General features: G+C 56.1%; 17 protein-coding genes. 13 read left to right on the top strand and 4 right to left on the bottom strand.

Annotation, left to right across the window (positions count from 1 at the left end; all coding sequences use genetic code 11):
* Positions 1–293: 293 nt before the first annotated feature.
* From HFD95_RS01270 to HFD95_RS01255, 4 genes are all read left to right on the top strand, one after another.
* Complete coding sequence (locus HFD95_RS01270; RefSeq protein WP_033771754.1) at positions 294–1,409, top strand: ABC transporter substrate-binding protein; 1,116 nt, start codon at positions 294–296, stop codon at positions 1,407–1,409.
* 165 nt (positions 1,410–1,574) lie between these two features.
* Positions 1,575–1,982, top strand: a complete 408-nt coding sequence (locus HFD95_RS01265; protein ID WP_010244987.1) for a hypothetical protein — start codon at positions 1,575–1,577, stop codon at positions 1,980–1,982.
* A 12-nt stretch (positions 1,983–1,994) separates the two neighbouring features.
* Entirely contained in the window at positions 1,995–3,296 is a 1,302-nt protein-coding gene (locus HFD95_RS01260; RefSeq protein ID WP_010670132.1) for a sorbosone dehydrogenase family protein, read from the top strand.
* 626 nt (positions 3,297–3,922) lie between these two features.
* Positions 3,923–4,555 carry a DapH/DapD/GlmU-related protein gene (locus tag HFD95_RS01255; RefSeq protein ID WP_010244979.1) on the top strand — a complete coding sequence of 211 codons (633 nt, stop codon included), beginning with the start codon at positions 3,923–3,925 and terminating at the stop codon, positions 4,553–4,555.
* A 16-nt stretch (positions 4,556–4,571) separates the two neighbouring features.
* Here the strand turns inward: HFD95_RS01255 and HFD95_RS01250 are convergent, their stop codons facing one another.
* Positions 4,572–5,456 carry an EamA family transporter gene (locus tag HFD95_RS01250; protein WP_167429732.1) on the bottom strand — a complete coding sequence of 295 codons (885 nt, stop codon included), beginning with the start codon at positions 5,454–5,456 and terminating at the stop codon, positions 4,572–4,574.
* Positions 5,453–6,664: an MFS transporter gene (locus HFD95_RS01245; RefSeq protein ID WP_167429731.1), complete on the bottom strand. Its 1,212-nt coding sequence runs from the start codon at positions 6,662–6,664 to the stop codon at positions 5,453–5,455. The genes HFD95_RS01250 and HFD95_RS01245 overlap by 4 nt, the downstream gene beginning before the upstream one ends.
* Positions 6,665–6,793: 129 nt before the next feature.
* On the opposite strand from HFD95_RS01245, the gene HFD95_RS01240 reads away from it, so the two are divergent.
* Complete coding sequence (locus tag HFD95_RS01240; RefSeq protein ID WP_167429730.1) at positions 6,794–7,249, top strand: helix-turn-helix domain-containing protein; 456 nt, start codon at positions 6,794–6,796, stop codon at positions 7,247–7,249.
* A 353-nt stretch (positions 7,250–7,602) separates the two neighbouring features.
* Positions 7,603–9,033: a cytosine permease gene (locus HFD95_RS01235; RefSeq protein WP_167429729.1), complete on the top strand. Its 1,431-nt coding sequence runs from the start codon at positions 7,603–7,605 to the stop codon at positions 9,031–9,033.
* 92 nt (positions 9,034–9,125) lie between these two features.
* Here HFD95_RS01235 and HFD95_RS01230 read toward each other — a convergent pair whose 3' ends face one another.
* A complete protein-coding gene (locus HFD95_RS01230; RefSeq protein WP_010670137.1) occupies positions 9,126–10,448 on the bottom strand; it encodes an MFS transporter in 1,323 nt (440 codons plus the stop codon).
* A gap of 191 nt (positions 10,449–10,639) precedes the next feature.
* Entirely contained in the window at positions 10,640–11,653 is a 1,014-nt protein-coding gene (locus HFD95_RS01225; RefSeq protein WP_132498621.1) for a GT-D fold domain-containing glycosyltransferase, read from the bottom strand.
* A 668-nt stretch (positions 11,654–12,321) separates the two neighbouring features.
* On the opposite strand from HFD95_RS01225, the gene HFD95_RS01220 reads away from it, so the two are divergent.
* The 7 genes from HFD95_RS01220 to HFD95_RS01190 all read left to right on the top strand — a co-directional run bounded on the left by HFD95_RS01220 (position 12,322) and on the right by HFD95_RS01190 (position 21,307).
* The gene (locus HFD95_RS01220; RefSeq protein WP_010670139.1) at positions 12,322–14,679 is read left to right on the top strand and encodes a membrane-bound PQQ-dependent dehydrogenase, glucose/quinate/shikimate family; all 2,358 of its coding nucleotides are present in this window, start codon (positions 12,322–12,324) and stop codon (positions 14,677–14,679) included.
* A gap of 307 nt (positions 14,680–14,986) precedes the next feature.
* Positions 14,987–15,967 (top strand): TIM barrel protein, encoded by a 981-nt coding sequence (locus HFD95_RS01215; protein ID WP_022625661.1) that lies wholly within the window; start codon positions 14,987–14,989, stop codon positions 15,965–15,967.
* 56 nt (positions 15,968–16,023) lie between these two features.
* Positions 16,024–17,064 carry a substrate-binding domain-containing protein gene (locus HFD95_RS01210; RefSeq protein ID WP_167429728.1) on the top strand — a complete coding sequence of 347 codons (1,041 nt, stop codon included), beginning with the start codon at positions 16,024–16,026 and terminating at the stop codon, positions 17,062–17,064.
* A gap of 16 nt (positions 17,065–17,080) precedes the next feature.
* Positions 17,081–18,583 (top strand): sugar ABC transporter ATP-binding protein, encoded by a 1,503-nt coding sequence (locus HFD95_RS01205; RefSeq protein ID WP_031592323.1) that lies wholly within the window; start codon positions 17,081–17,083, stop codon positions 18,581–18,583.
* A 32-nt stretch (positions 18,584–18,615) separates the two neighbouring features.
* Positions 18,616–19,587 carry an ABC transporter permease gene (locus HFD95_RS01200; RefSeq protein WP_010244946.1) on the top strand — a complete coding sequence of 324 codons (972 nt, stop codon included), beginning with the start codon at positions 18,616–18,618 and terminating at the stop codon, positions 19,585–19,587.
* Positions 19,587–20,444, top strand: a complete 858-nt coding sequence (locus HFD95_RS01195) for a MurR/RpiR family transcriptional regulator (RefSeq protein ID WP_010244943.1) — start codon at positions 19,587–19,589, stop codon at positions 20,442–20,444. Before HFD95_RS01200 ends, HFD95_RS01195 begins: the two co-directional genes overlap by 1 nt.
* Before the next feature lie 2 nt (positions 20,445–20,446).
* The gene (locus tag HFD95_RS01190) at positions 20,447–21,307 is read left to right on the top strand and encodes a PfkB family carbohydrate kinase (protein ID WP_033779184.1); all 861 of its coding nucleotides are present in this window, start codon (positions 20,447–20,449) and stop codon (positions 21,305–21,307) included.
* Positions 21,308–21,319 lie beyond the last annotated feature (12 nt).

Raw genomic sequence — 21,319 nt, 5'->3', positions numbered from 1 at the left:
TTTCAATCTAGCCTTCACAATTCATTAACGCATTAGCCAAAACGATACGATTAATGGCTAATATGTGTGCAACTGCCCAGGGTGTTGTGAACATATTCACGAAAGCTGACCGTTTTGTGAGCAGCGACACGCTGCGCTTTTTCCTCTCAAGGGATCACTTTGAGTGCAACTCCGCCAGTTAACCTTGCAGCAAAAAACATTTAACCGGATGACTTCCCCTGACCACTGTTTTAGGTGATAGTAACGCCGCTTTACATTAATAATTCTCATTATCATTTGTGCGGGTTTTTACAATGAAAAAATGGTTTTTAGCGCTGGGGCTGCTCACGCTGGCAGGGACGGCTTCGGCCAAATTGATTACCGATGTCGCAGGCCGTCAGGTCGAGGTGCCGCAGGAGGCAAAACGCATTATTCTGGGTGAGGGCCGTCAGATGTATCTGCTGGCGGCATTTGAACCCGATGCCCCGTTTAAACGGGTGATTGGCTGGCGTGACGACTTCCCGAAAGCGGACTGGGACGGCTATCAGGCTTACGAAAAACGCTATCCGGAAATTAAAAAATTACCGACCTTTGGCGGGGCGAAAGATGGCACTTTCAACGTCGAGCAGGCGTTAACCCTGAAGCCCGATCTGGTGCTGATGAATCTGGAATCTAAAGCCGCCACCGATGAAGGCAAACTGATTGAAAAACTGCAGGCAGTAGGCGTGCCGGTGGTGTTTATCGATTTCCGCGAAGCGCCGATGGTGAATGCTGAGAAAAGTATCCGCATCATGGGCGAACTGGTGAACAAGCCGGCGCGTGCTCAGGAAATTATCACCTTCCGCCAGCAGCAGATTGACCTTGTCACCTCGCGTCTGAAGAACTTTACCGGCTACCGCCCGAAAGTGATGATTGACCGTGCAGGCGGCTACAGCGACGAGTGCTGCATGTCGTTTGGCAATGAGAACTTTGGTCAGATGGTTGAGATTGCGGGCGGTCGTAACATCGCTAAAGATCTCATCCCTGGCACCTTCGGCACCGTTAACCCGGAACAGATTATCGCCAGCCAGCCGGATGTGGTGGTAGTGACCGGCGCTAACTGGAAGAATTACAATACCGTGGGAAAATGGGTCGGCGTCGGTCCGGGTGCCAATGTCACCGAGGCTACCGCGCGTCTTAAGGGGCTGATGATGCGCGATGCTTTTAAAACCCTGCCGGTGGCGCACAACGGCAATGTCCACGCCATCTGGCATCAGTTCTACGACAGCCCTTACCAGTTTGTGGCTATCCAGGCGCTGGCGAAATGGCTGCATCCCGATCTGTTTGCCGATCTGGATCCGGACGCCACCTTCCGCACGTTCCACGAGAAGTTCCTGCCGCTGCCTTATCAGCCAGGATACTGGGTTACTTTACCCGCTGATAAACCCTGACTGACCGGCGATGACAGGGACGTCATCCGCCTGATTTGCAATTCCTCCCGAATAAACCCTCTGTTTCTCTTCAGATTTACTAATCTTTTACAGGCGCGGAGTCAGTTGCTCTGAGCAGCGCGACGTCTGACGCGGTCCGCATTCACGTTAAAAATGGAGAGAAACATGCGCAATACCCTGGGAAGATCGGCCTTTGCCGTGACGCTGTACGCTCTGCTGGAGCCGGTGCCGCTGGGCTTTTTTGTCGCGGCCTGGCTGTTCGATATTCTCTATAGCCAGACCTTTGTGTTGTTCTGGACGGATGCCGCAGGCTGGCTGATTGCGCTGGGACTGATACTGGCGATTGTGCCGCGACTCATCGCGCTGGTTTATCTGTTCCGCGGCAGTGACAGTGCGGAAAAGAGTCATTTCTGGCTCTGGCTGGTGGCGATTGTGATCGCTATCGTCAATGCGTTTATTCACAGCCGTGATGCCGCCGCTGTCATCCCGCTGGGCGTGACGCTTTCGACGCTGGTGGTAGCGCTGCTGCTGCTGGCGAATGTGCAACTTGCGTTACGTCAGCGTAGCGCTTAAGGAGGAGCCACCATGAAGATACCGCATAAAACGTTGCTCGCGCTTACCCTGACAGCACTGCTGGCAGGCTGTGATGATGGTGCGCTTGTCGATCCGCAAAAGCAGATCGGACCGAATCCTGAACTGCCGCAGGCACAGAACTTCTTTATGCCGCCGATGCAGGTGCCGGAAGGCACGCCGTGGAAAGCGGGCGAAATGCCAAAAGTGGCTGACGGGCTGAAAATCGAAAAGATCGCTGACAATCTGCAGCATCCGCGTCAGGTTTATGTGCTGCCGAATAACGATGTGCTGGTGGCGGAATCCAACGGCCCGGCCAAACCCACCACCCGGCCTAAACAGCTGATCATGGGCATTGTGCAGAAAGCGTCAGGTAAGGGCGGCGCTGGCGGCAATCGGATTACGCTGCTGCGCAACGTCAATGGCAAATGGGAGCAGCACCGCTTTATTGAGAATCTGCACTCGCCGTTTGGTATGCAGCTGATTGGCAATACGCTTTACGTCGCGAATGCCGACAGCCTGGTGAAGTTCCCCTATCGCGAAGGGGAGACGGAGATCCGCACCGCGCCTGAAGAGGTGACGGAACTGCCGGGCGGGCCGATTAACCACCACTGGACCAAAGCGCTGTTGGCCAGCCCCGATGGCAGCAAGCTCTATGTGGGTGTCGGCTCCAACAGTAACGTCACCGAGAACGGCATTGGCGCAGAGTATCGCCGCGCCGCGGTGCTGGAAGTGGACGCGGCCAGCGGTGCCAGCCGGATCTACGCCAGCGGATTGCGCAATCCGACCGGCTTACAGTGGGAACCGCAGAGCGGAAAACTGTGGGCCATCGTCAACGAGCGTGATGAAATCGGCTCCGATCTGGTGCCTGACTACATGACCTCAGTGCAGGACAAAGGCTTCTATGGCTGGCCCTACAGCTACTTTGGTCAGCATGTGGATACCCGTGCCGAACCGCAGCGTCCCGATCTGGTTGAGAAAGCGATTAAGCCTGATTATGCCCTGAGTTCGCATGTCGCTCCGCTGGGGCTGCTGTTCTACGGCGCAGATAACATGCCGCAATACCAGGGCGGTGCGTTTATCAGTGAACATGGCAGCTGGAACCGTACGCCGCTGAATGGCTACAAAGTGGTGTGGGTGAAATTTGAAAACGGCAAGCCGGTGGGTCAGCCGCAGACGGTGGTCTCGGGCTTCCTGACGGACGACGAAAAGCAGGTGCGTGGATTACCGGTCGGCCTGGCCAGCGACAAACAGGGCGGTGTCCTGATTGCTGACGATGCGGGTAATACCGTGTGGCGAATCAGCGCCGCGAAGTAAGCATTGCGCTGCTTTTTTAAGCAGAAAGCAGGCATAAAAAAAGGATTTGGCATTTCGCCAAATCCTTTATTTTTTGTTCGCTACCCGGCTGGTAACCGCGCTGCGAACGAGGTGCTCAGCACTCTCCACAAACAAGATTGTAAAATGTGCGGCTAAGGATTTCAAGTTTCGCCAAAATGCTGTATGTTTATACAGGTGTTGAGTGTTGAGCATCGCCTCATTGTCGACTGGCCGCTCCCAGGGGCACGGTTTTAAAATCCCGGCAGGCATCAGGTGGTGCTGGCCTGTGGCTTTAACCATGAGTGCCGCTCAGCTCTCTCCACAAAGATGTGCTTAGGCGCCCGGCGGGTAGAGTCAAAGCCCTGGTTGCCGAACAGCGCGCTCCTGTAAAAGGAGAAGGAAAGTGATGGAACTGACTAAGCTGATTCTGGATCTTATCCGGGTCATCTTGCAGATCATCGTTGCCCTTATGCAACTGACCGGTCACGCAGGTTAACCGGAACTTGAAACAAGGCGGAGCTAACCACTCCGCCTTTTTTCTTTGTCAATTCTCTGTCATCGGAGGCGGGTAAGGTGGTGCGGCAAAGCACGCCGCCGGGGCGCTGCTTATCCAGACCGGGAGTTTTATGTCCATTGCCGCCGTTATGCCCGCCCGATTAGCGCACACCTGGATTGATGAGAGTGTGAAGATGCGCGAAACCACTGTGGGTCAGCAGTGTGAGATCCTGGCGCACAGCACGCTGGAATATAGTGAGCTGGGTGACTTCTCCTATGTCGGTGAACACTGCTGCCTGGCCGATACTCAGGTGGGGCGCTTCTGCGCCATTGCTAATCAGGTACGCATTGGCGCGCCGAATCATCCTATGGACCGCGCCTCCCAGCATCGCTTTACCTACTGCCCGGAGTATTACCACCCCGACGCCCGGCGCGATCAGGGCTTCTTTTCCGCCCGTCGCGCCGATCGGGTGATAATCGGTCACGATGTGTGGATAGGTCACGGCGTAATTGTGCTGCCTGGCGTCACCATTGGTGATGGTGCGGTGCTGGCAGCGGGTGCAGTCGTGACGAAAAACGTCGCGCCCTACAGCGTAGTGGGCGGTGTTCCGGCCAGGCCACTGCGGGTGCGCTTTACACCGGCTATCGCCGCACGTCTCCAGCGCATTGCCTGGTGGAACTGGCCGCTGGAGAAACTGCTGGCGAATCTGCCCGATTTTCAGCACGGTGACATCGAAGCGTTCTGCCAGCGGCACGGTGCATAGCCACCCCACGGCGCCGTCAGCCGGTTTGTACGCCTAAATAGCGCACAACCCGCTGCCCATAGAGCCCGACGGCCAGTCCGGCGACGATCAGCAGCAGCGCGGCGATTTTCTGAGGTGAAACCGTTTCGCCAAATATCGCCACTGAACCCAGGATGCCGAACACCGGTACCAGCAGCGACAGTGGCGCGACCGTTGAAACCGGATAGTGTTTCAGCAGCCAGTTCCACACCCAGTAGCCCAGCAGGGTATTGGGATAGACCTGAAACATTATCGACAACACCGCCTTCACATCCAGCTGGGTGAAGAGTGCGTGATAGCCCGCGCTGCCATTGACCAGCCCGTCCAGCAGGAAGAGTGGAATGGGTGCAAAGGCGCTCGACCAGACCAGAAAAGCAAAAACCTGCCGGGTGCCCGCTTTTTTATTGATGATATTGGCAATACTCCATGCGACCGCGCCTGCCAGCACCAGCAGCATGCCGGAAAACGTCACCGAGCCATCGGTAATGAAAAAAATGCTCAGCAGACCGGCGCAGGCCAGCGCACACCCGGCGATCTGATAGCGGTTAAGACGCTCTTTAAATACCCAGCCACCGAGCAGCAGCGTGAAGAAGGCGCTGAACTGCAGCAGCAGCGAGGCGATGCCCGCCGACAGTCCGGTTTTAATTCCCAGATTTACCAGACCCCACAGGCCAATCCCGAAGACCAGGCCATAGCTGATCAGGTAGCGCCACGGCACGTCCGGTTTCTTAATAAAGAACAGCGCTGGCAGGGCGCAGAGCGTAAAGCGGATACCTGCCAGGATAAACGGGTCGACCGCCTGCAGGCCGAGCTTGATAACGGAAAAGTTAACCCCCCAGATGGCGGTAATCATGACGGCGAGCAGCAGATGCGTTAATTTCATGAGTGACGAACTCCTGACCAGCAGAGAAAGGCAGAGGCACTGACCGCTGCACCGGCATAGCAGACAGCCTGCCATCCCCAATGCGTATAAAGCTGAGTGGCGGCTATAGCCCCCAGCGCACTGCCCAGCGAGTAAAAGCACATATAGGCGCCGACCAGACGACTTGCCGCCTCGGGTCGGGCGCCCACGATCAGGCTCTGATTAATCACATGTACCGTCTGGACGGCGAAATCGAGCAGGATCACCCCGAAAATCAGCAACAGTAACGAGGTGTGAAGCGCGGCTATCGGCAGCCAGGAGAAGGTCAGCAACGCCAGGGCTAAGCCAGTGGCACGCTGCCCCAGGCCCAGGTCAGCCCATGCACCTGCTCTGGAGGCCGCCAGCGCACCGGCAAGTCCGGCCAGGCCGAACATCCCGATCTGGGTGTGTGACAGTGACAGGCCGGTAAGTGGCAGTACCATCGAAGACCAGAGCATACTGAAGGCCGCAAAAATCAGCAGCGCCAGGATCCCGCGTCTGCGCAGCTGCGGTTCCGTAAGGAAGAGACGGAAAACAGACAATAAGAGGTGAGGATAAGATGTGCGCCGCGTCTGACCTGCTGTGGCGGGCAGCACTTTCGCCAGGATGAGCGAGATCAGGAGTAACAGGCAGGCAGCCGTCAGATAGACCGCCCGCCAGCCCGCCAGGTCAGCAATCATCCCGGAAACAAACCGCGCCAGCAGGATGCCGATCACGATGCCGCTGGTCACGCTGCCCACCACCTGTCCGCGCTGTTCTGGCGATGCCAGCATGGCGGCCCACGCCACCATCAGCTGCGTGACCACCGCCATTAATCCCACCAGCAGCATTGCACAGAGCAGCGTCATCAGGTCTGGCGCAACCGCAGCAGTGATTAACGCCAGCACGGACAGCAGCAACTGGGTAATTACCAGTTTTTTGCGGTTCACGCAGTCGCCCAGCGGCACCAGAAAGACCAGCCCGAGGGCGTAGCCGCTCTGCGTGGCCGTTACCACTGTGCCAATGGTACCAGGGGAAACCTGCAGGCTGGCGGCGATCGACTCCAGCAGAGGCTGTGCCGAGTAAACATTGGCGACCGCCAGCGCAGAGGTGAGTGAGAAAAAAAAGATCATCCGGGACGAGAGCACCGGGATCGCGGCTGGGGGCGAATCGGCTTCAGGATCACGCGCCTTGCCAATCGTACAGGTCATGTTGCTTTCCTTTCTGGTTTTTATTTGAAACTGGATTGGCGATATCTTTAACCGGGCTGGTTTTTTTTTGCAACTTCTTTTCGGAGTGGCTAAACTGCCATCATGAGACAGGCAGCGTGAGAGAAGAGCATGGCTAAGCAGGAATCCCTGAGAACCAGCGAGTGTCCGGTCGCCAGAACCCTGGAGTCGATAGGTGAGCGCTGGTGCATGATGATCGTGCGTGAAGCCTTTGATGACGTCCGCAGATTCAGTGACTTCCAGCGGAATTTGGGGCTGGCGAAAAATATCCTGGCGTCACGCCTGAAGCAGCTGGTGGAGATAGGGGTGTTTGAGATTGCGTCTGCCTCCGACGGCAGCGCCTACAGCGAATATGTCCTGACCGAAAGAGGCCGTTCGCTGTTTCCGGTTGTGGTCGCGATGCGCCAGTGGGGCGAGCGTTACCTGTTTGAGAAGGGCGAAACCCACTCCGTGCTGCTGGATAATGCGGAAGGAAAGCCGCTGCCACGCCTGGAGGTTATCTCTTCACAGGGGCAAAAACTGGAACCGGCCGACTGTCATCGTCAGCGGGTAGTGGCTAAAGGGTAACCGTCAGGGTTTTTCCTCTTCCGCACACTCTGAAACTGACAGGCCTGACATCGTACGCGTTACCCGATCATCGCTGTCGCCTGTAGCGGTGATCGAACAAAATGCCTTACTCCCGTTTTACGCCCCGCCATAAGGCGTTATCCCCCGGAAACAGGTCCCCGCGCTCCCTCATCCTTTCCTGCCCCATCATGACAGGCCTGTCGATATCATCACATTTTCCAATGACCGGTTGCCTTGTAACTTCCCGATGCGCATGACAATATCGCTGCTTGTATAGACATGTACTCTCAACCCTGGATTGGGCAAATCACGCTTTCAGTCAACACGTCTCTCACTGTTCCAGCGAGGAATCTATGTCGGTCAAATCATCTGTATCAGATTATTCAGGCTCAGAGAAACAGGGCCTGTCAGAAACCCGCTCCATTGATTACATCCCGTTGGGTGAACGTCATGGTCATCCCTTTAACCAGTTCACGCTCTGGTTTGGTGGCAATCTGCAAATCACGGCTATTGTCACGGGTGCGCTGGCCGTGGTGCTGGGTGGAGACGTCGTGTGGTCTCTTATCGGCTTACTGGTGGGGCAGATTCTGGGTGCAGCGATCATGTCTTTGCATGCGATCCAGGGTCCGCGCCTGGGTTTACCGCAGATGATCACCAGCCGTATGCAGTTTGGCGTGTTTGGTGCTGTTATTCCTCTGGTGCTGGTGTGCATTATGTATGTGGGATTTTCAGCCAGCGGGACAGTATTAGCCGGGCAGGCGCTGGCTAAACTTATCCATGTCGGTCATTCAACCGGGATGATCCTGTTCAGCATCCTCATCGTGATCATTGCGGTGCTGGGCTATCGCGTGATTCATCAACTGGGCAAGCTGGCGAGCGTCATTGGCGTTTTAGCCTTTGCTTATCTGTTTATCACGCTGTTCTCTGCGCATGACTTATCAGCCGTGTGGCAGAATCAGCACTTTACCCCGGCAAATTTCCTGCTGGCGGTCTCCCTGTCTTCATCCTGGCAAATTGCCTTCTGTCCTTATGTCTCTGACTATTCACGCTATCTGCCAGCTGATGTCTCTGCAAAGAAACTCTTCAGTTCAGTCTTTTTTGGCACCGTACTTGGCACGCAGGCTTCAATGACGCTGGGGGTGATTGTCGCTGCCATTGCCGGAAGTGCGTTTGCAGGCAATGAGGTCGGTTACATCGTGAGCATGGGCAGCACGGCGACTATGGCCATGGTGATTTATTTCGCCATTTGCTTTGGAAAAATCACGTTTACCACGCTGAACGCCTACGGCAGTTTTATGTCACTGACCACCATTGTCTCTGGTTTCCGTCAGCAAACCACGCTGAGTCGGGGCGGGCGCATTCTGTTTGTGGTGCTTATGGTTACGCTGGCCTGCGTCATTGCTCTGCTCAGTGAACCGGCCTTTCTGAAATCCTTCACCCACTTCCTGCTGTTTCTGCTGGCTTTCTTTGTGCCGTGGAGCGCGATCAGCCTGACCGATTTCTATCTGATCACCAGGGGCAGGGTTGATGTCCCGGCACTGTCGCAGCCGGACGGGCGCTATGGACGCTGGAACCTGGCCGGTATTACCGTCTATTTTCTGGGCGTGCTGGTGCAACTGCCGTTTATCGATAATCCGCTGCACCATGGATCGCTGACCTGGATTTTTGCCGGTAATGATGTCTCGTGGATCATCGGATGGTTTGCGACGGCACTGTTATGGCTGATCGCCAGCCGCTGGGATCGTCGGGGCATCCCCGAACAGTCAATTTATCCCGCCCAATAACAAGGTCAGGCCGCCTGAGGGGCTGCCTTTCAGGGAGTGTCACTCTTCGCGGGTGTGTGATCACCCGCGTGTCAGGAAATCCTCTTTTAAGATCAGGCGGCAGAAACGTCCGCTGCGCCGGTCTGCGCCTCTGCCACCAGCGGCTTCTCCGGTTGCAGCAGTGTCATAGCCAGCATACTGCCAAAGGCGATCAGCGCGGTGACGGTAAACATCGCGTTGTAGCCGTAATATTCCGCCAGCCAGCCGCAGAGCATCGGAGAGATAATCGCTGCCAGATTGGCTATCGCCAGCGTCATGCCACTGTAGGTACCCACCGACGCTTTAGGGGTGACATCAATCACCACCGACCAGTAGACATTGTTTACCAGTGCATTCAGCGCATTGCCCAGGGTCATCAGTGCAATAATCCCCGCAGCCGACTGCACATAGGGGATCGCCATAAAGCAGCAGGCGGTGCCGCACAGCGTGACGGCGGCAAACAGATTGCGCGCCAGACGCAGATTACGGAAGCGAGCCAGCAGGGCATCGGCAATGCGACCGCCCAGCAGCACCGTGATACAGGCGCCGCTCCACGGGATCATCGCGACGTACCACAGTGAGTGCAGGTCGTAATGGAAATTATCCTGCAGATATTTCGGCATCCAGGTCACCAGGGTAAAGGTGATGTAGAGGAATGAGAAGTAGCCCAGCGCGTTGCAGACCAGGGTGCGGCTGGTAAAGAAGCGCCACCAGGGCAGTGGTACGCTGTCGCCAGCGCTGCGGCGCTGACCGGTCTGGATAAGCTGACGTTCTGCGGCGTTGGTATGTGGACTTTTCTCCGGGCTGTCGCTGAAGGTGCGGGCAAACAGCGCCATCGCCAGCAGGGAGAAAACACCGAGCAGGATAAACATCATGCGCCAGTCATGGGTCAGCAGCAGCAGGCCCACCGCAATCGGGGCGGTCAGCAGCGCGCCAACCTGGGTCGAGAGCAGGCCGATGCCCAGCGCAAAGCCGCGCTCATTATCGGGTGCCCAGTGAGCAATCGCCTTGTTCATCAGCGCATAGGCCGGGCCTTCGGAAAAACCAAACATAATGCGAAGGGCAGCAAAGCCCATAATGGCGGATCCGCCAAACAGCGCCATGCCCAGTTCCCCCGCCCAGGCGGTGGCGATCTCCAGCAGCGACCAGAGTACGCCTGCCAGCAGCCAGACTTTTTTCGTGCCGATACGGTCGGCAAGAAAGCCGCCACACAGCGAACCAAACAGATAGCCAAAGCCAAAGTAGCCCAGCACTGCACCGAGCTGGACTTTGCTGAAGTGATACTCCGCCGCTATGGCGTTGGCCGCAAACGACAGGGCGCCGCGATCGATATAGTTGATCAGGGCGATCAGGAACAGCAGTGAAAATATGGTGTAACGGTAACGGCTGGTTGTCATCTCACTTCTCCTGATTAAATGTCTCAGGAGAGCAGAAGCAAAATTGATGCCGGAAAGGGTATTTATCCGGCAAACCGCGGACAAGCACAGAATTCGGGCCCCTGAGCCCGCTCCGAAGGGGGTTAACTGATCCCGCTAATAATTCGCCTGCGCTTCAATGCGGTGCAGCCGCTGCCTGTCGGTGGTGAGGCTCAGGCGGCGTTATGATGGTTGGGGCTGACGTGTGGCAGCGGGATAACCACGGCTTGCGTGACTGCTTCTGTATCAGCCGTCCCGACCTGGGGTATTTCGCCAACGTGTTGTAAAATCTGCTGCTGATAAGTCGCATCTGCCACCGTAGTCTGTTCACTCAGCAGTACGCCCGCCTCATTGACGTTTTTTCCGTCCACTTTTATTTTGCTGGTGGCACTGGCCAGCATCCACTCATATTCAATATCGACGTGGCCGCTATCAATACAGCGGATACCGTGCTGACTTAAATCATATGCCAGCACGGTTGCGGTCGGCCCTAATGAAATCAAGACCAGGTCAAAGTTGACGGCATTCTTTAAAACGGTATCAAACAGACGATCATAGACGGAAAAGGCATTACGGTTCAGCGTCGTAATACGTTTCACTTCGCTGGCTCCCTCCAGTAAATCATTGCCTAATCCCAGGCGCGTTCCACTGCCTTCCACAATTAATACCCGGCGGCCCTGATAGAGCTGTTTAAACTTATCAAATATCGTCCGGGATAATTGCTTGCCTTTATAATCGTGATAGGGACGGGTCACCGAGGTATTTCCATACTGGTACTGTTTATTCAGCAGACCCTCATAATATTTAAAATAAAATGATTTATGGAAGAACCAGAACAGGGCCGACCCGCCCCGCATATTACGGGTGGTACGAAAGGCATCCGGCAGACAGATCAGACAGTTCGGGTTGGCTCCTGAATCCTGCTGCAGCAAGGCTTTGAGCCGTGCAGAGAGATTCGGGTCAAATGGCTGAAAACCGATATTTTTATACCAGGTCATTTCCAGTTCACCGTCGCCATAACGGGCCAGAGATAATTGTGGGTTACGTAATAACAGATCGACAGTCTCTTCTATCGACATGACGGAATAACGCTTTACCCGTGCCTGCGCGGCAGGATAGCGAATGGCAGCATTAAGAAACTTAAAAGGGAAACGAAACTTGCGATAAATAGCATGAAGTGCGGTCATAGTTAACCTGCCTGGTTTATTGCTGCCAGAAAAATCCCGCCTGCTGGCCGGATAAACGAATATAAGAGAGCTGATATATATCACAGATAAAATAAGCGTCATGCTACGGAATATCTGAAATCGTTTTCATCGGCAAAATCCCTTTGTTCATTAATCTATTTCCTGAGTGTTATTTTTCAGGAAAATAATAAAAAACGCGTTCAGGCTGGCACAATTAAATCATTTGAACAGCAGCGACACCGCACCAGCGTTGATGAAGCCGCCAATAATAACAGCAGGGCAGTAACATTCCCGATTTCAGCAATAAGAGTTATTTCAGAGCAGAGTTAATAAACCATTATGATTATTTGACTCTGAAAAACTTTCGTCGGGCACACTTTAGCTGGCGTTACAGAAGGGCGGCTTGTCTGTTAATTAATCGCCTTTGAACAAAAGGTGCGGTCGTTAGCAGCCTATGGTTAATTTTTTGTGATGGATATCCCGTAATCAGCCCTTCAGAAAGTAAAAAAAGCGGCCTGACCGCATTAACAGGTGACATTTATAATAAATATTTCTAATGATTAACGCTTATACACGTTTTTACATATTTCGTGCGTAAGTTAAAATCTCGTTGAATTTATGTTTCCAGCTTAACCTTTCAATTGCCGCTAATGACCCGAGGATGGATCATGATCAATAAAATAACCAGTATAATCATGGTGATATTTGCTATCGCCCTGATTTACATGGGAGGACAACTCCTGCTTGCAGGAGGCAGCGCGTTCTATGCGCTGATGGGCGTGGGCGTTCTGCTCAGCGCGATTCTGCTGTTGATGAACAAACGCAGTGCACTGACGCTTTATGCGTTGCTGATGTGGATCACTCTGTTCTGGACTATCTGGGAAGTGGGCTTCGACAAATGGCAGTGGATCCCGCGCGGCGACCTGTTTGGCGTGCTGGGTCTCTGGCTGGCGCTGCCGTGGGTAGTGCGTCCGCTCTATCAGGGGCAGCGTCGTTTCCATCCTTTCCTCGGGGGTTCCGTCGTCCTGATGGTGCTGCTGGTCATCGGTCTCTGCTTCTACGATCCGCTGCCGCAGCAGGGCGCCATTAATACGCCGCGCAACGCCTCTGCGACCGGCGGTGCCGCTGAAGAGTGGAGCGCCTATGGCGGAACCACAGATGGCCAGCGCTTCTCGGCGCTGAAGCAGATCACTAAAGATAACGTGAAAGATCTTGAAGTGGCCTGGACCTATCACACCGGCGACCTGCGTCAGGGTGATGATGCGACCGAATACACCTTTGAAGCGACACCGCTGAAAGCCAACGGCATGCTCTACTTCTGTACGCCGCACAACGAAGTCCATGCTCTTGACCCGGAAACCGGTGCGGTGAAGTGGAAAACGACGCCGGATAAAAACCGCTCTTATCTGCAGCAGCACCAGACCTGTCGTGGCGTGAGCTACTTCGATGCCGGTCAGCAGGCGCAGGCGCAGACGGGCGCATCGCCGGCCATCTGCCGCAAGCGTATCTTCAATGCCACCACCGATGCCCGCCTGCTGGCGCTGGATGCCGATACCGGTAAAGCCTGTGCTGACTTTGGTGACAACGGTGTGGTGAATCTGCGCGCCAACATGGGCGAGGTGCGTCCGCACGCGCTGATGCAGACTGCCGCGCCACTGGTGGCGGGCAACCTGGTGATTGTCGGCGGTTCGGTGATGGATAACGGCTTCAACAGCGGTAATCCATCAGGTGTGATCCGTGCCTATGATGCCGTCAGCGGTCGTCTGGTGTGGAACTTCGATCCGGCTAACCCGGATAACACCGCACCGGTCGCTGAAGGGGCAACCTATCCGCAGGATACCCCGGTCGCCTGGGCCACCCTGAGCGCCGATCTGAAAAACGGCCTGGTCTATGTGCCGTTTGGTAACGCTTCGCCGGATGAAGTGGGACTGGAACGCGATCCCGCCAGCAACACTGAAAAATTCCGTGATGCGCTGGTGGCACTGGATCTGAAAACTGGTGCGTTCAAATGGCGCTATCAGAGTTCAAACCACGACCTCTGGGATCGCGATAACCCGTCACAGCCGTCGCTGGTGGACATCAACTATCAGGGCAAACCGCAACCGGCGGTGATCCTGCCGACCAAAACCGGCAACCTGTTTGTGCTGAACCGCCTGACCGGCGAACCGGTTTATCCGGTAGAGCAGGTTAAGGTCTCCACGGATGGTATTAAAGGCGAGCAGTATGCGGCGACACAGCCGGTCTCCAGCCTGAACTTCATTCCGCAGCCGCTGACTGAGAAGTCAATGTGGGGCATTACGCCGTTTGACCAGATGGCCTGCCGCACCACGTTCCGTGAGCTGCGCTATGACGGTAACCCGTGGACGCCACCAACGGAGAAAGGCTCGCTGATCTTCCCGGGCAACATCGGGGTGTTTAACTGGGGTTCAGTAGCGGTTGATCCACAGCGTCAGATGCTGATTGCGGCACCGGTGCGCCTGGCTTACAAATACAACCTCATCAGACGCACGCCGGAAACCGAAACCCAGCGTACCTTCACCAAAGATGGTACGCCGTACTGGAATGAGAACTTCCACGGTGACTACGCTATCCACATCCAGCAGATGGCGTCGGGTCTGGGTATTCCCTGCATCGCGCCACCGTGGGGACGGATGGTCGGTGTGGATCTGACCACCGGCAAAACCGAATGGCTGCGTCGCGTCGGCACCACCAAAAACCTCAAGACCAGCTTCCTGCCTGGCCGCTTCCCGCTCGGTTTCCCGATGGGTATGGTGGCGCACGGCGGACCGCTGCTGACGGCGGGTGATCTGGTGTTCCACGGCGCAACGGCAGATAACTTCTTCCGTGCTTACGACAGCACCACCGGCGAACTGCTGTGGCAGACTGAACTGAGCGCGGGTGCGCAGGCCACGCCATCCACCTTTATGGGCAAAGATGGCAAGCAGTATGTGGTAATTGCCGCGGGCGGCCACGGCTCGCTCGGCACCACGGCGGGCGACAGCGTTGTCGCTTTCCGTCTGAAGTGATTTTTTAAAAAACCGACCCGCTGAGCGCCGCCCTGGCGCTCAGCTTTTTTTATGCTTCTGCCTGTCAGATCTCACACCTGGCTTCGCACGACAACCTGTTGTATTTCATCTCAATTCTTTCATCTCCGCATTCACATCATCTGATAACGCATCGAAACCATTTCGTGACAGCGCTCCCGCTTTAACGATTTCTCCTGCCTGACAGACTTGCGCATTAAGCCGCGAGGCGTAGATTAATATATGACTTCACAATTAATCGTGAATACGAAAAGTACTTCACAATACGCACTCTGAAGGATTGATGCTCATGTCGGAACTGAAATTTGCTACCCGTCTTAACTCTTTCGCCTCGGGGGCGCACCTCTACTGGCCCGATCAGCAGGGCAAGCCCTCTGTGCTGCAGATGGTTGCCCGTGCAGGCAAGGTCAAAGGCTTAACGCATCTCGACCTCAACTTTCCGCAACATCTCACCAGCGATATTCCCACACTGCGCCAGGCGATCAGTGATGCGGGTCTGGCCGTTAACGGTATGCAGATGCGCTGGGACGCGCCGCAGTTCAAAATCGGCGCGTTTACCCATCCCGACGCGAAAGTGCGTCGCGAAGCGATTGAGCTGACCAAACGGGGCATTGACGCGGGTCGGGAATTTGGTTCACGGCTGATGACGCTGTGGATGGGGCAGGATGGTTTCGATTACTGCTTCCAGGCGGACTATAAGAAGATCTGGGAGGATGCGGTTAGCGCCGTGCGTGAAGTGGCGGAGTATGCACCGGACGTTGACGTCAGCATCGAATATAAACCCAATGAGCCACGCGCCTACAGCATCTTTCCCAACGCCACCACCTGTCTGCTGGCCGTGGAAGAGGCGGGCTGCGCCAACCTGGGGATCACACTGGATTTTGCTCATGTACTGTTTGCCAATGAGATCCCGGCTTACGCCGCTGCCATGGTGGCGCGCCGCTCACGGCTGCTGGGGCTGGACCTTAATGACGGCTGGGGCAAGCGTGATGACGGCCTGATGGTCGGCTCAGTTAACCCACGCGCCACGCTGGAGTTTCTCTGGCAGATGCAGCGTGATGGCTACCGCGGTGCCTACTACTTCGATACCTTCCCGGATGCCAGCGGTCTTGACCCGATCCGTGAAGCAGAAAGCAATATTGCGACCGTGACCCGTCTGCTGAGGCTTTGTGACCAGCTGCACGACAACGCGGCGTTACTGGCGGCCATCGGGCGTCAGGATGCGGTGGCCTCTCAGCAGATCGTCAATGACATCATGCTGGCACGCTGACAGCCGATTAATCATAAAAACATCACACCTCTACCCAACACCCTGAGAATAAAAAAATGAAAAAACGCCTGCTTGCTCTTATCGCCTCCTCACTGCTCTGCAGCACGGTTTATGCGGCAGAACTGGCACCGCTGCAATCCGATACCGAACCGGATCGCACCGACTGGACCCAGCTCGACACCAAATATGGCGCACTGCCAAAAGTCGATAAGTCGCTGAAGATTGGCGGGGTATCAAAAACCCTGACCAATGAGTACTGGCGTTCACTCGGCCAGGGCTACCAGAACGCGGCGAAAAAGTATGGTTTCACTGTCGCTTATCAGGCGGCGGCCAATGAAGACGATCAGCTTGGTCAGCTCTCCATTGCGGAAACCCTGATCTCGCAGGGCTTTAACGGCCTGCTGGTTTCGCCGCAGACCGATATCAACCTGGAGCCTGCACTGGAGAGTGCCAACAGTAAAAATATCCCGGTGGTGAACGTTAATGATGCGGTGATGCCGAATGCGCGCTACTACGTCGGCAACGTCCAGAAGGACAATGGCGTGCGGGTGGCGAAATGGTTTATTCAGCACCATCCGCAGGGCGGCAAAATGGCGGTGATTGAAGGGCAGCCAGGGGTTTATGCCGCCGGACAGCGCACCCGTGGCTTTAAAGAGACGCTGGACAGCGCCGGTAAGTTCACCATCGTGGCCAGCGTGCCCGCTAACTGGAGTCGCGAGCAGGCCTTTAACGCCGCATCGACCATTCTGCAGCAGCATCCTGATTTAATCGGCTTCTACGCTAACAACGACACCATGGCGCTGGGCGTGGTGGAGGCGGTACGCGCGCAGAACAAAGCGTCACAGGTGGCCATCTTTGGCACTGACGGTATTTCCGATGCCTACGCCTCGATTAAGCGCGGCGAGCTGACCGGCACGGTCGACAGTTTCCCGGTGCTGACCGGTGAAGTGGCGATGGACGTCATTATCCGGCTGATAAATGGACAGAAACTGTCGCGCGTTGTCTCGACACCCCAGGCGCTGATCACCAAAGAGAATGTCGAAGCGTTCTCAACCAAAGACAACAACCGGTTGCGTCAGCTGCTGGCTCAACAATAAGTCAGCGGGAGCGGGTATGGAACAGTTTCGCTTAATGATGCGTGGCATCAGCAAAAGTTACGGTAACGCCGCCGCGCTGCAGGATGTCGATTTCTCAGTGCGGCCCGGCGAGGTGCACGCGCTGATTGGGGAAAATGGCGCGGGTAAGTCGACGCTGCTGAATATCCTCTCCGGCGTTCGCGGCGCGGACAGTGGGGAGATCAGCGTCAATGGAAACCGGGTGCAGATCCGCAGTCCGCTCAGCGCCCGTCAGGCCGGGATCGCGATGATCCACCAGGAGTTACAGCATGTGCCTGAGCTTTCCGTGGCGCAGAACATGTTTCTGGGTCGCCCGCTGACCCGCGCCGGGGGCTGGTGGGTGGATAAAAAGGCCCAGCTGGCGCGGGCCACCCTGATTCTGAAGACGCTGGATCCCACTATCGATCCCGATACGCCGATCAGGAACCTCAAGGTATCGCAGCAGCAGATCGTTGAGATTGCCCGGGCGCTGCTGGATGACGCCAAAATCATCGCCATGGATGAGCCGACCTCCAGCCTGACGCCACGCGAATTTGACCGTCTGGCGGAGCTGATTGGCGATCTGAAGTCGACCGGCGTCTCGCTGATCTATGTCTCGCACAAGATGAATGAGATTTTCCGGGTCTGCGACCGCGCCACCATTATGCGTGACGGAAAGCAGGTTGGGGTGGTCAATATCAGTGATGAGGATGAGGAGAGCATCGTCGCCAAAATGGTCGGACGGAAGATCGACAAGCTTGACCATCAGGCGTTTGTCACCGATCGCGAAGTGCTGCGGGTAGAGGATCTGACGCGTGGCAATGAGGTGGTGGCGGCAAACTTCAGCGTTCGTGCGGGCGAAGTGCTGGGCATTGCCGGGCTGGTCGGCGCGGGGCGCACCGAACTGCTGAAGCTGATTGCCGGTATCGACAGGCGCACCCGTGGCACGGTGAGCGTCAACGGTGCCGCGGTGAAGAACCACAACGTGCGTGCGGCGATCAAGGCGGGCATTGGCCTGGTACCTGAAGACCGCAAAAAAGAGGGCATTATCAAAGAGCGGGCGGTGAAGATGAATATGGCGCTGCCGTCGATGCACCGTTTCACGTCGGCGGGGCTGATGAACCAGGCCCGGCTGGACCGCGAGGCGCTGAAGGTCATGGGCGACCTGAAACTGCGCCCGCTCGACATTGAGAAAACCATCGGCACGCTGAGCGGCGGCAATCAGCAAAAAGTGATCATCGGCCGCTGGGTTGCGGCGGATGCCAATGTGTTTCTGTTTGATGAGCCGACGCGCGGTATCGATATTGGTGCCAAGTCTGAAATCTATCACCTGATTGAAAAACTGGCCCAGGCGGGCAAAGCCATTGTGGTGGTGTCGTCAGAAATGACCGAGATCATGCGCATCTCCGATCGGGTGCTGGTGATGCGCGAGGGCCGGATAACCAAAGAGTTAACCGGCAGCGCGATCACCGAAGAGAACATTGCCCGTTATGCCATCAAAGATATCGACCAGACCGCCTGACCGCTTACCTGACACTATTTAAGGTTATAACTATGACAACTCAGACATCTACCGGGCCGGGTACCCGACCTGCGCTGCGGCTTAAATTTAATCTGCGTGATGCCGGTACCTTAATTGGCTTACTGATTATCGTGGTGACATTTTCGTTTCTGTCGCCGGTCTTTTTCACGCTGCCTAATCTGCTGAATATTCTGCAGCAGTCCTCAATCAACGCCCTGATTGCACTGGGCATGACGCTGGTGATTATCTCCGGCGGAATTGACCTCTCGGTCGGTCCCACGGCGGCGCTCTCTGCGGTGCTGGGTGCAACCCTGATGGCATCGGGCGTGCCGGTGCCGCTGGCGATCCTCGCGACGCTGGGTGTGGGCGCGATGTGCGGGCTGTTCAGCGGCACGCTGATCGCCTATGCCGGGCTGCAGCCGTTTATTGTCACGCTGGGCGGCCTGTCGCTGTTCCGGGCCATTGCGCTGATCTACACCGGCGGCAATCCCATCTTTGGTATTCCGCTGGAATTTCGCAGCCTGATCAACAGCACGCTTTTCGGTATCCCCACGCCGATTGTGATTGTGGCAGTGATTGCACTGCTGCTGTGGACGGTGATGAATAAGACCCCGCTGGGGGAATATATTCTGGCGATTGGCGGCAATGAAGAGGCGGCGCGGGTCGCGGGTGTGCCGGTTAAGCGCACCAAGGTCACGGTCTATATCTTCTCCGGCCTGCTTGCCTCACTGGCCTCGCTGATTCTGATTGGTCGCCTGGGGGCTGCCGAACCGACCATCGGCAACCTGTGGGAACTGGATGCGATTGCGGCGGCGGCCATTGGCGGTGCGTCGTTAATGGGCGGCAAGGGCAGTATCTTCGGAACGCTGATCGGCGTGGTTATCCTCGGTGCGTTACGTAATGGCTTGACCTTACTGAACATTCAGGCCTTTTACCAATTGCTCGCTACCGGCCTTATTATTATCATAGCGATGTTGATTGACCGGGCGACCCGAGGCAAGTAATGAAGCAAGATCCGCGAGCCATTGGCGCTCAGATTCGTATGCGTTTGCCCCAGCTGACGCCGTTAGAACGTCGGGTAGCTGAGGCGATAATTGCCCGAACCGACATTACCGAGCAATCCTCATTAAAGGAGATTGCGCGGGAGAATAATGTCTCTGAAGCGATGATCGTTAAGATTACCAAAAAACTTAACTTCACCGGCTTCAGGCATTTCAGAAGTGGCCTGATCTATTACAACCAGTCTGAAGTGGCAGGGCTGCATGCGGAAATTGAGCCGGATGATTCGTCGGAGCAGTTGCTGGCCAAAGTTTTCAGAACCTCTATCCAGGCGATTGAAGAGACCTTATCGATTCTGGATGTTTCTGAATTCAATCGTGCGGCGGACATTATCTTTAAAGCGCGTCATATCGATCTCTACGCCGTGGGCGGTTCTGCCGCCGTGGCGCGGGACCTGTCACACAAGATGCTGAAGATTGGCATTAAGTCGACTGCCTATGACGACGCCCACATCATGCTGATGTCAGCCGCCGTGTTATCTGATGACGATGTGGTTATCGCCATCAGCCATTCGGGTGCTACGCGCGCGGTGAACGATCCGGTCAGACTGGCGGGGAGGAATGGCGCGAAAGTTATCGCCATTACCAACTACGCCGAATCCCCGATCGCGAAGAGTGCGCATGTGGTCCTCAATTCAACCTCTCAGGGATCGCATCTGCTGGGTGAAAACGCCGCGTCACGCATCGCCCAGCTCAATATTCTGGATGCGCTGTTTGTCGCTATCGCCAAGAAAGATCTGAAGCGGGCGGAGAAGAACCTGATGAAAACCCAGCATGCGGTTCAGGATCTGCGGGAATTCTAGCTATGAGCAAAATTGCAGTCACCGGCAGTCTTCACTACGACATTATGCTGGATGCACACCATCGCCCGGAAAAAGGCGAAACGGTGATGGGCAGCGCCTGTCACTATAAGTTTGGTGGCAAGGGCGGTAATCAGGCCGTCGCAGCGGCACGCGCGGGTGCCGCAGTGCGCTTCGCCGGTTCAGTGGGGCGCGATCAGCAGGGGCAATTCCTGCTGGATCATCTGCAGCAGGCCGGGGTCGATTGCACCGCCGTCAGCATCATTGATGCGCTTCCCTCCGGGATGAGCGTGGCGATTACCGATGCCGAAGGAGATTACGGTGCGGTGGTGGTCTCCAATGCTAATCAGCAGATCCCGCTGGAGACCTTTGAGCAGCCCGGCTTCTGGCAGGGGGTGTCGCTGCTGGTGCTGCAAAATGAAGTCCCGGAAGCGGTGAACCTCTGTGCGGCCCAGGCGGCACAGCAGCGGGGGATTACGGTCTGCGTCAATGCCGCGCCCGCCCGGCCGTTGTCAGCCGCGTTTGAAAACTGTATCGATCTGCTGGTGGTGAACGCCATTGAAGCGCGCGATATGTGCGGGATTAGCGTGCAGGATCTGACGTCGGCGCGCTCAGCGGCAGAATCGCTGGCCAGCCGGTTTGCCAGAGTGGTGGTTACCGCTGGTGAACATGGTGTGGCTTACAGCGAGGCGGGAGAGACGCATACCCTGGCGGCGCAGAAGGTGACACTGGTGAGCACCCACGGTGCCGGGGATTGTTTTGTCGGCGTGTTGTGTCAGCGCCTGAGTAGCGGGGTAACGCTGGCAGAAGCGGTGAGTGCGGCAAATCGTGCAGCTGCCGAACACGTTTCCCGGCAGCCGCACTGATTAATGGCGTGC

It is taken from the genome of Pantoea sp. EKM10T, assembly GCF_011800685.1.
Classification (GTDB): Bacteria; Pseudomonadota; Gammaproteobacteria; order Enterobacterales; family Enterobacteriaceae; genus Pantoea; species Pantoea agglomerans.
The sequence above is the reverse complement of the archived record's forward strand: the minus strand, read 5'-3'. Positions and strand labels throughout refer to the sequence as shown.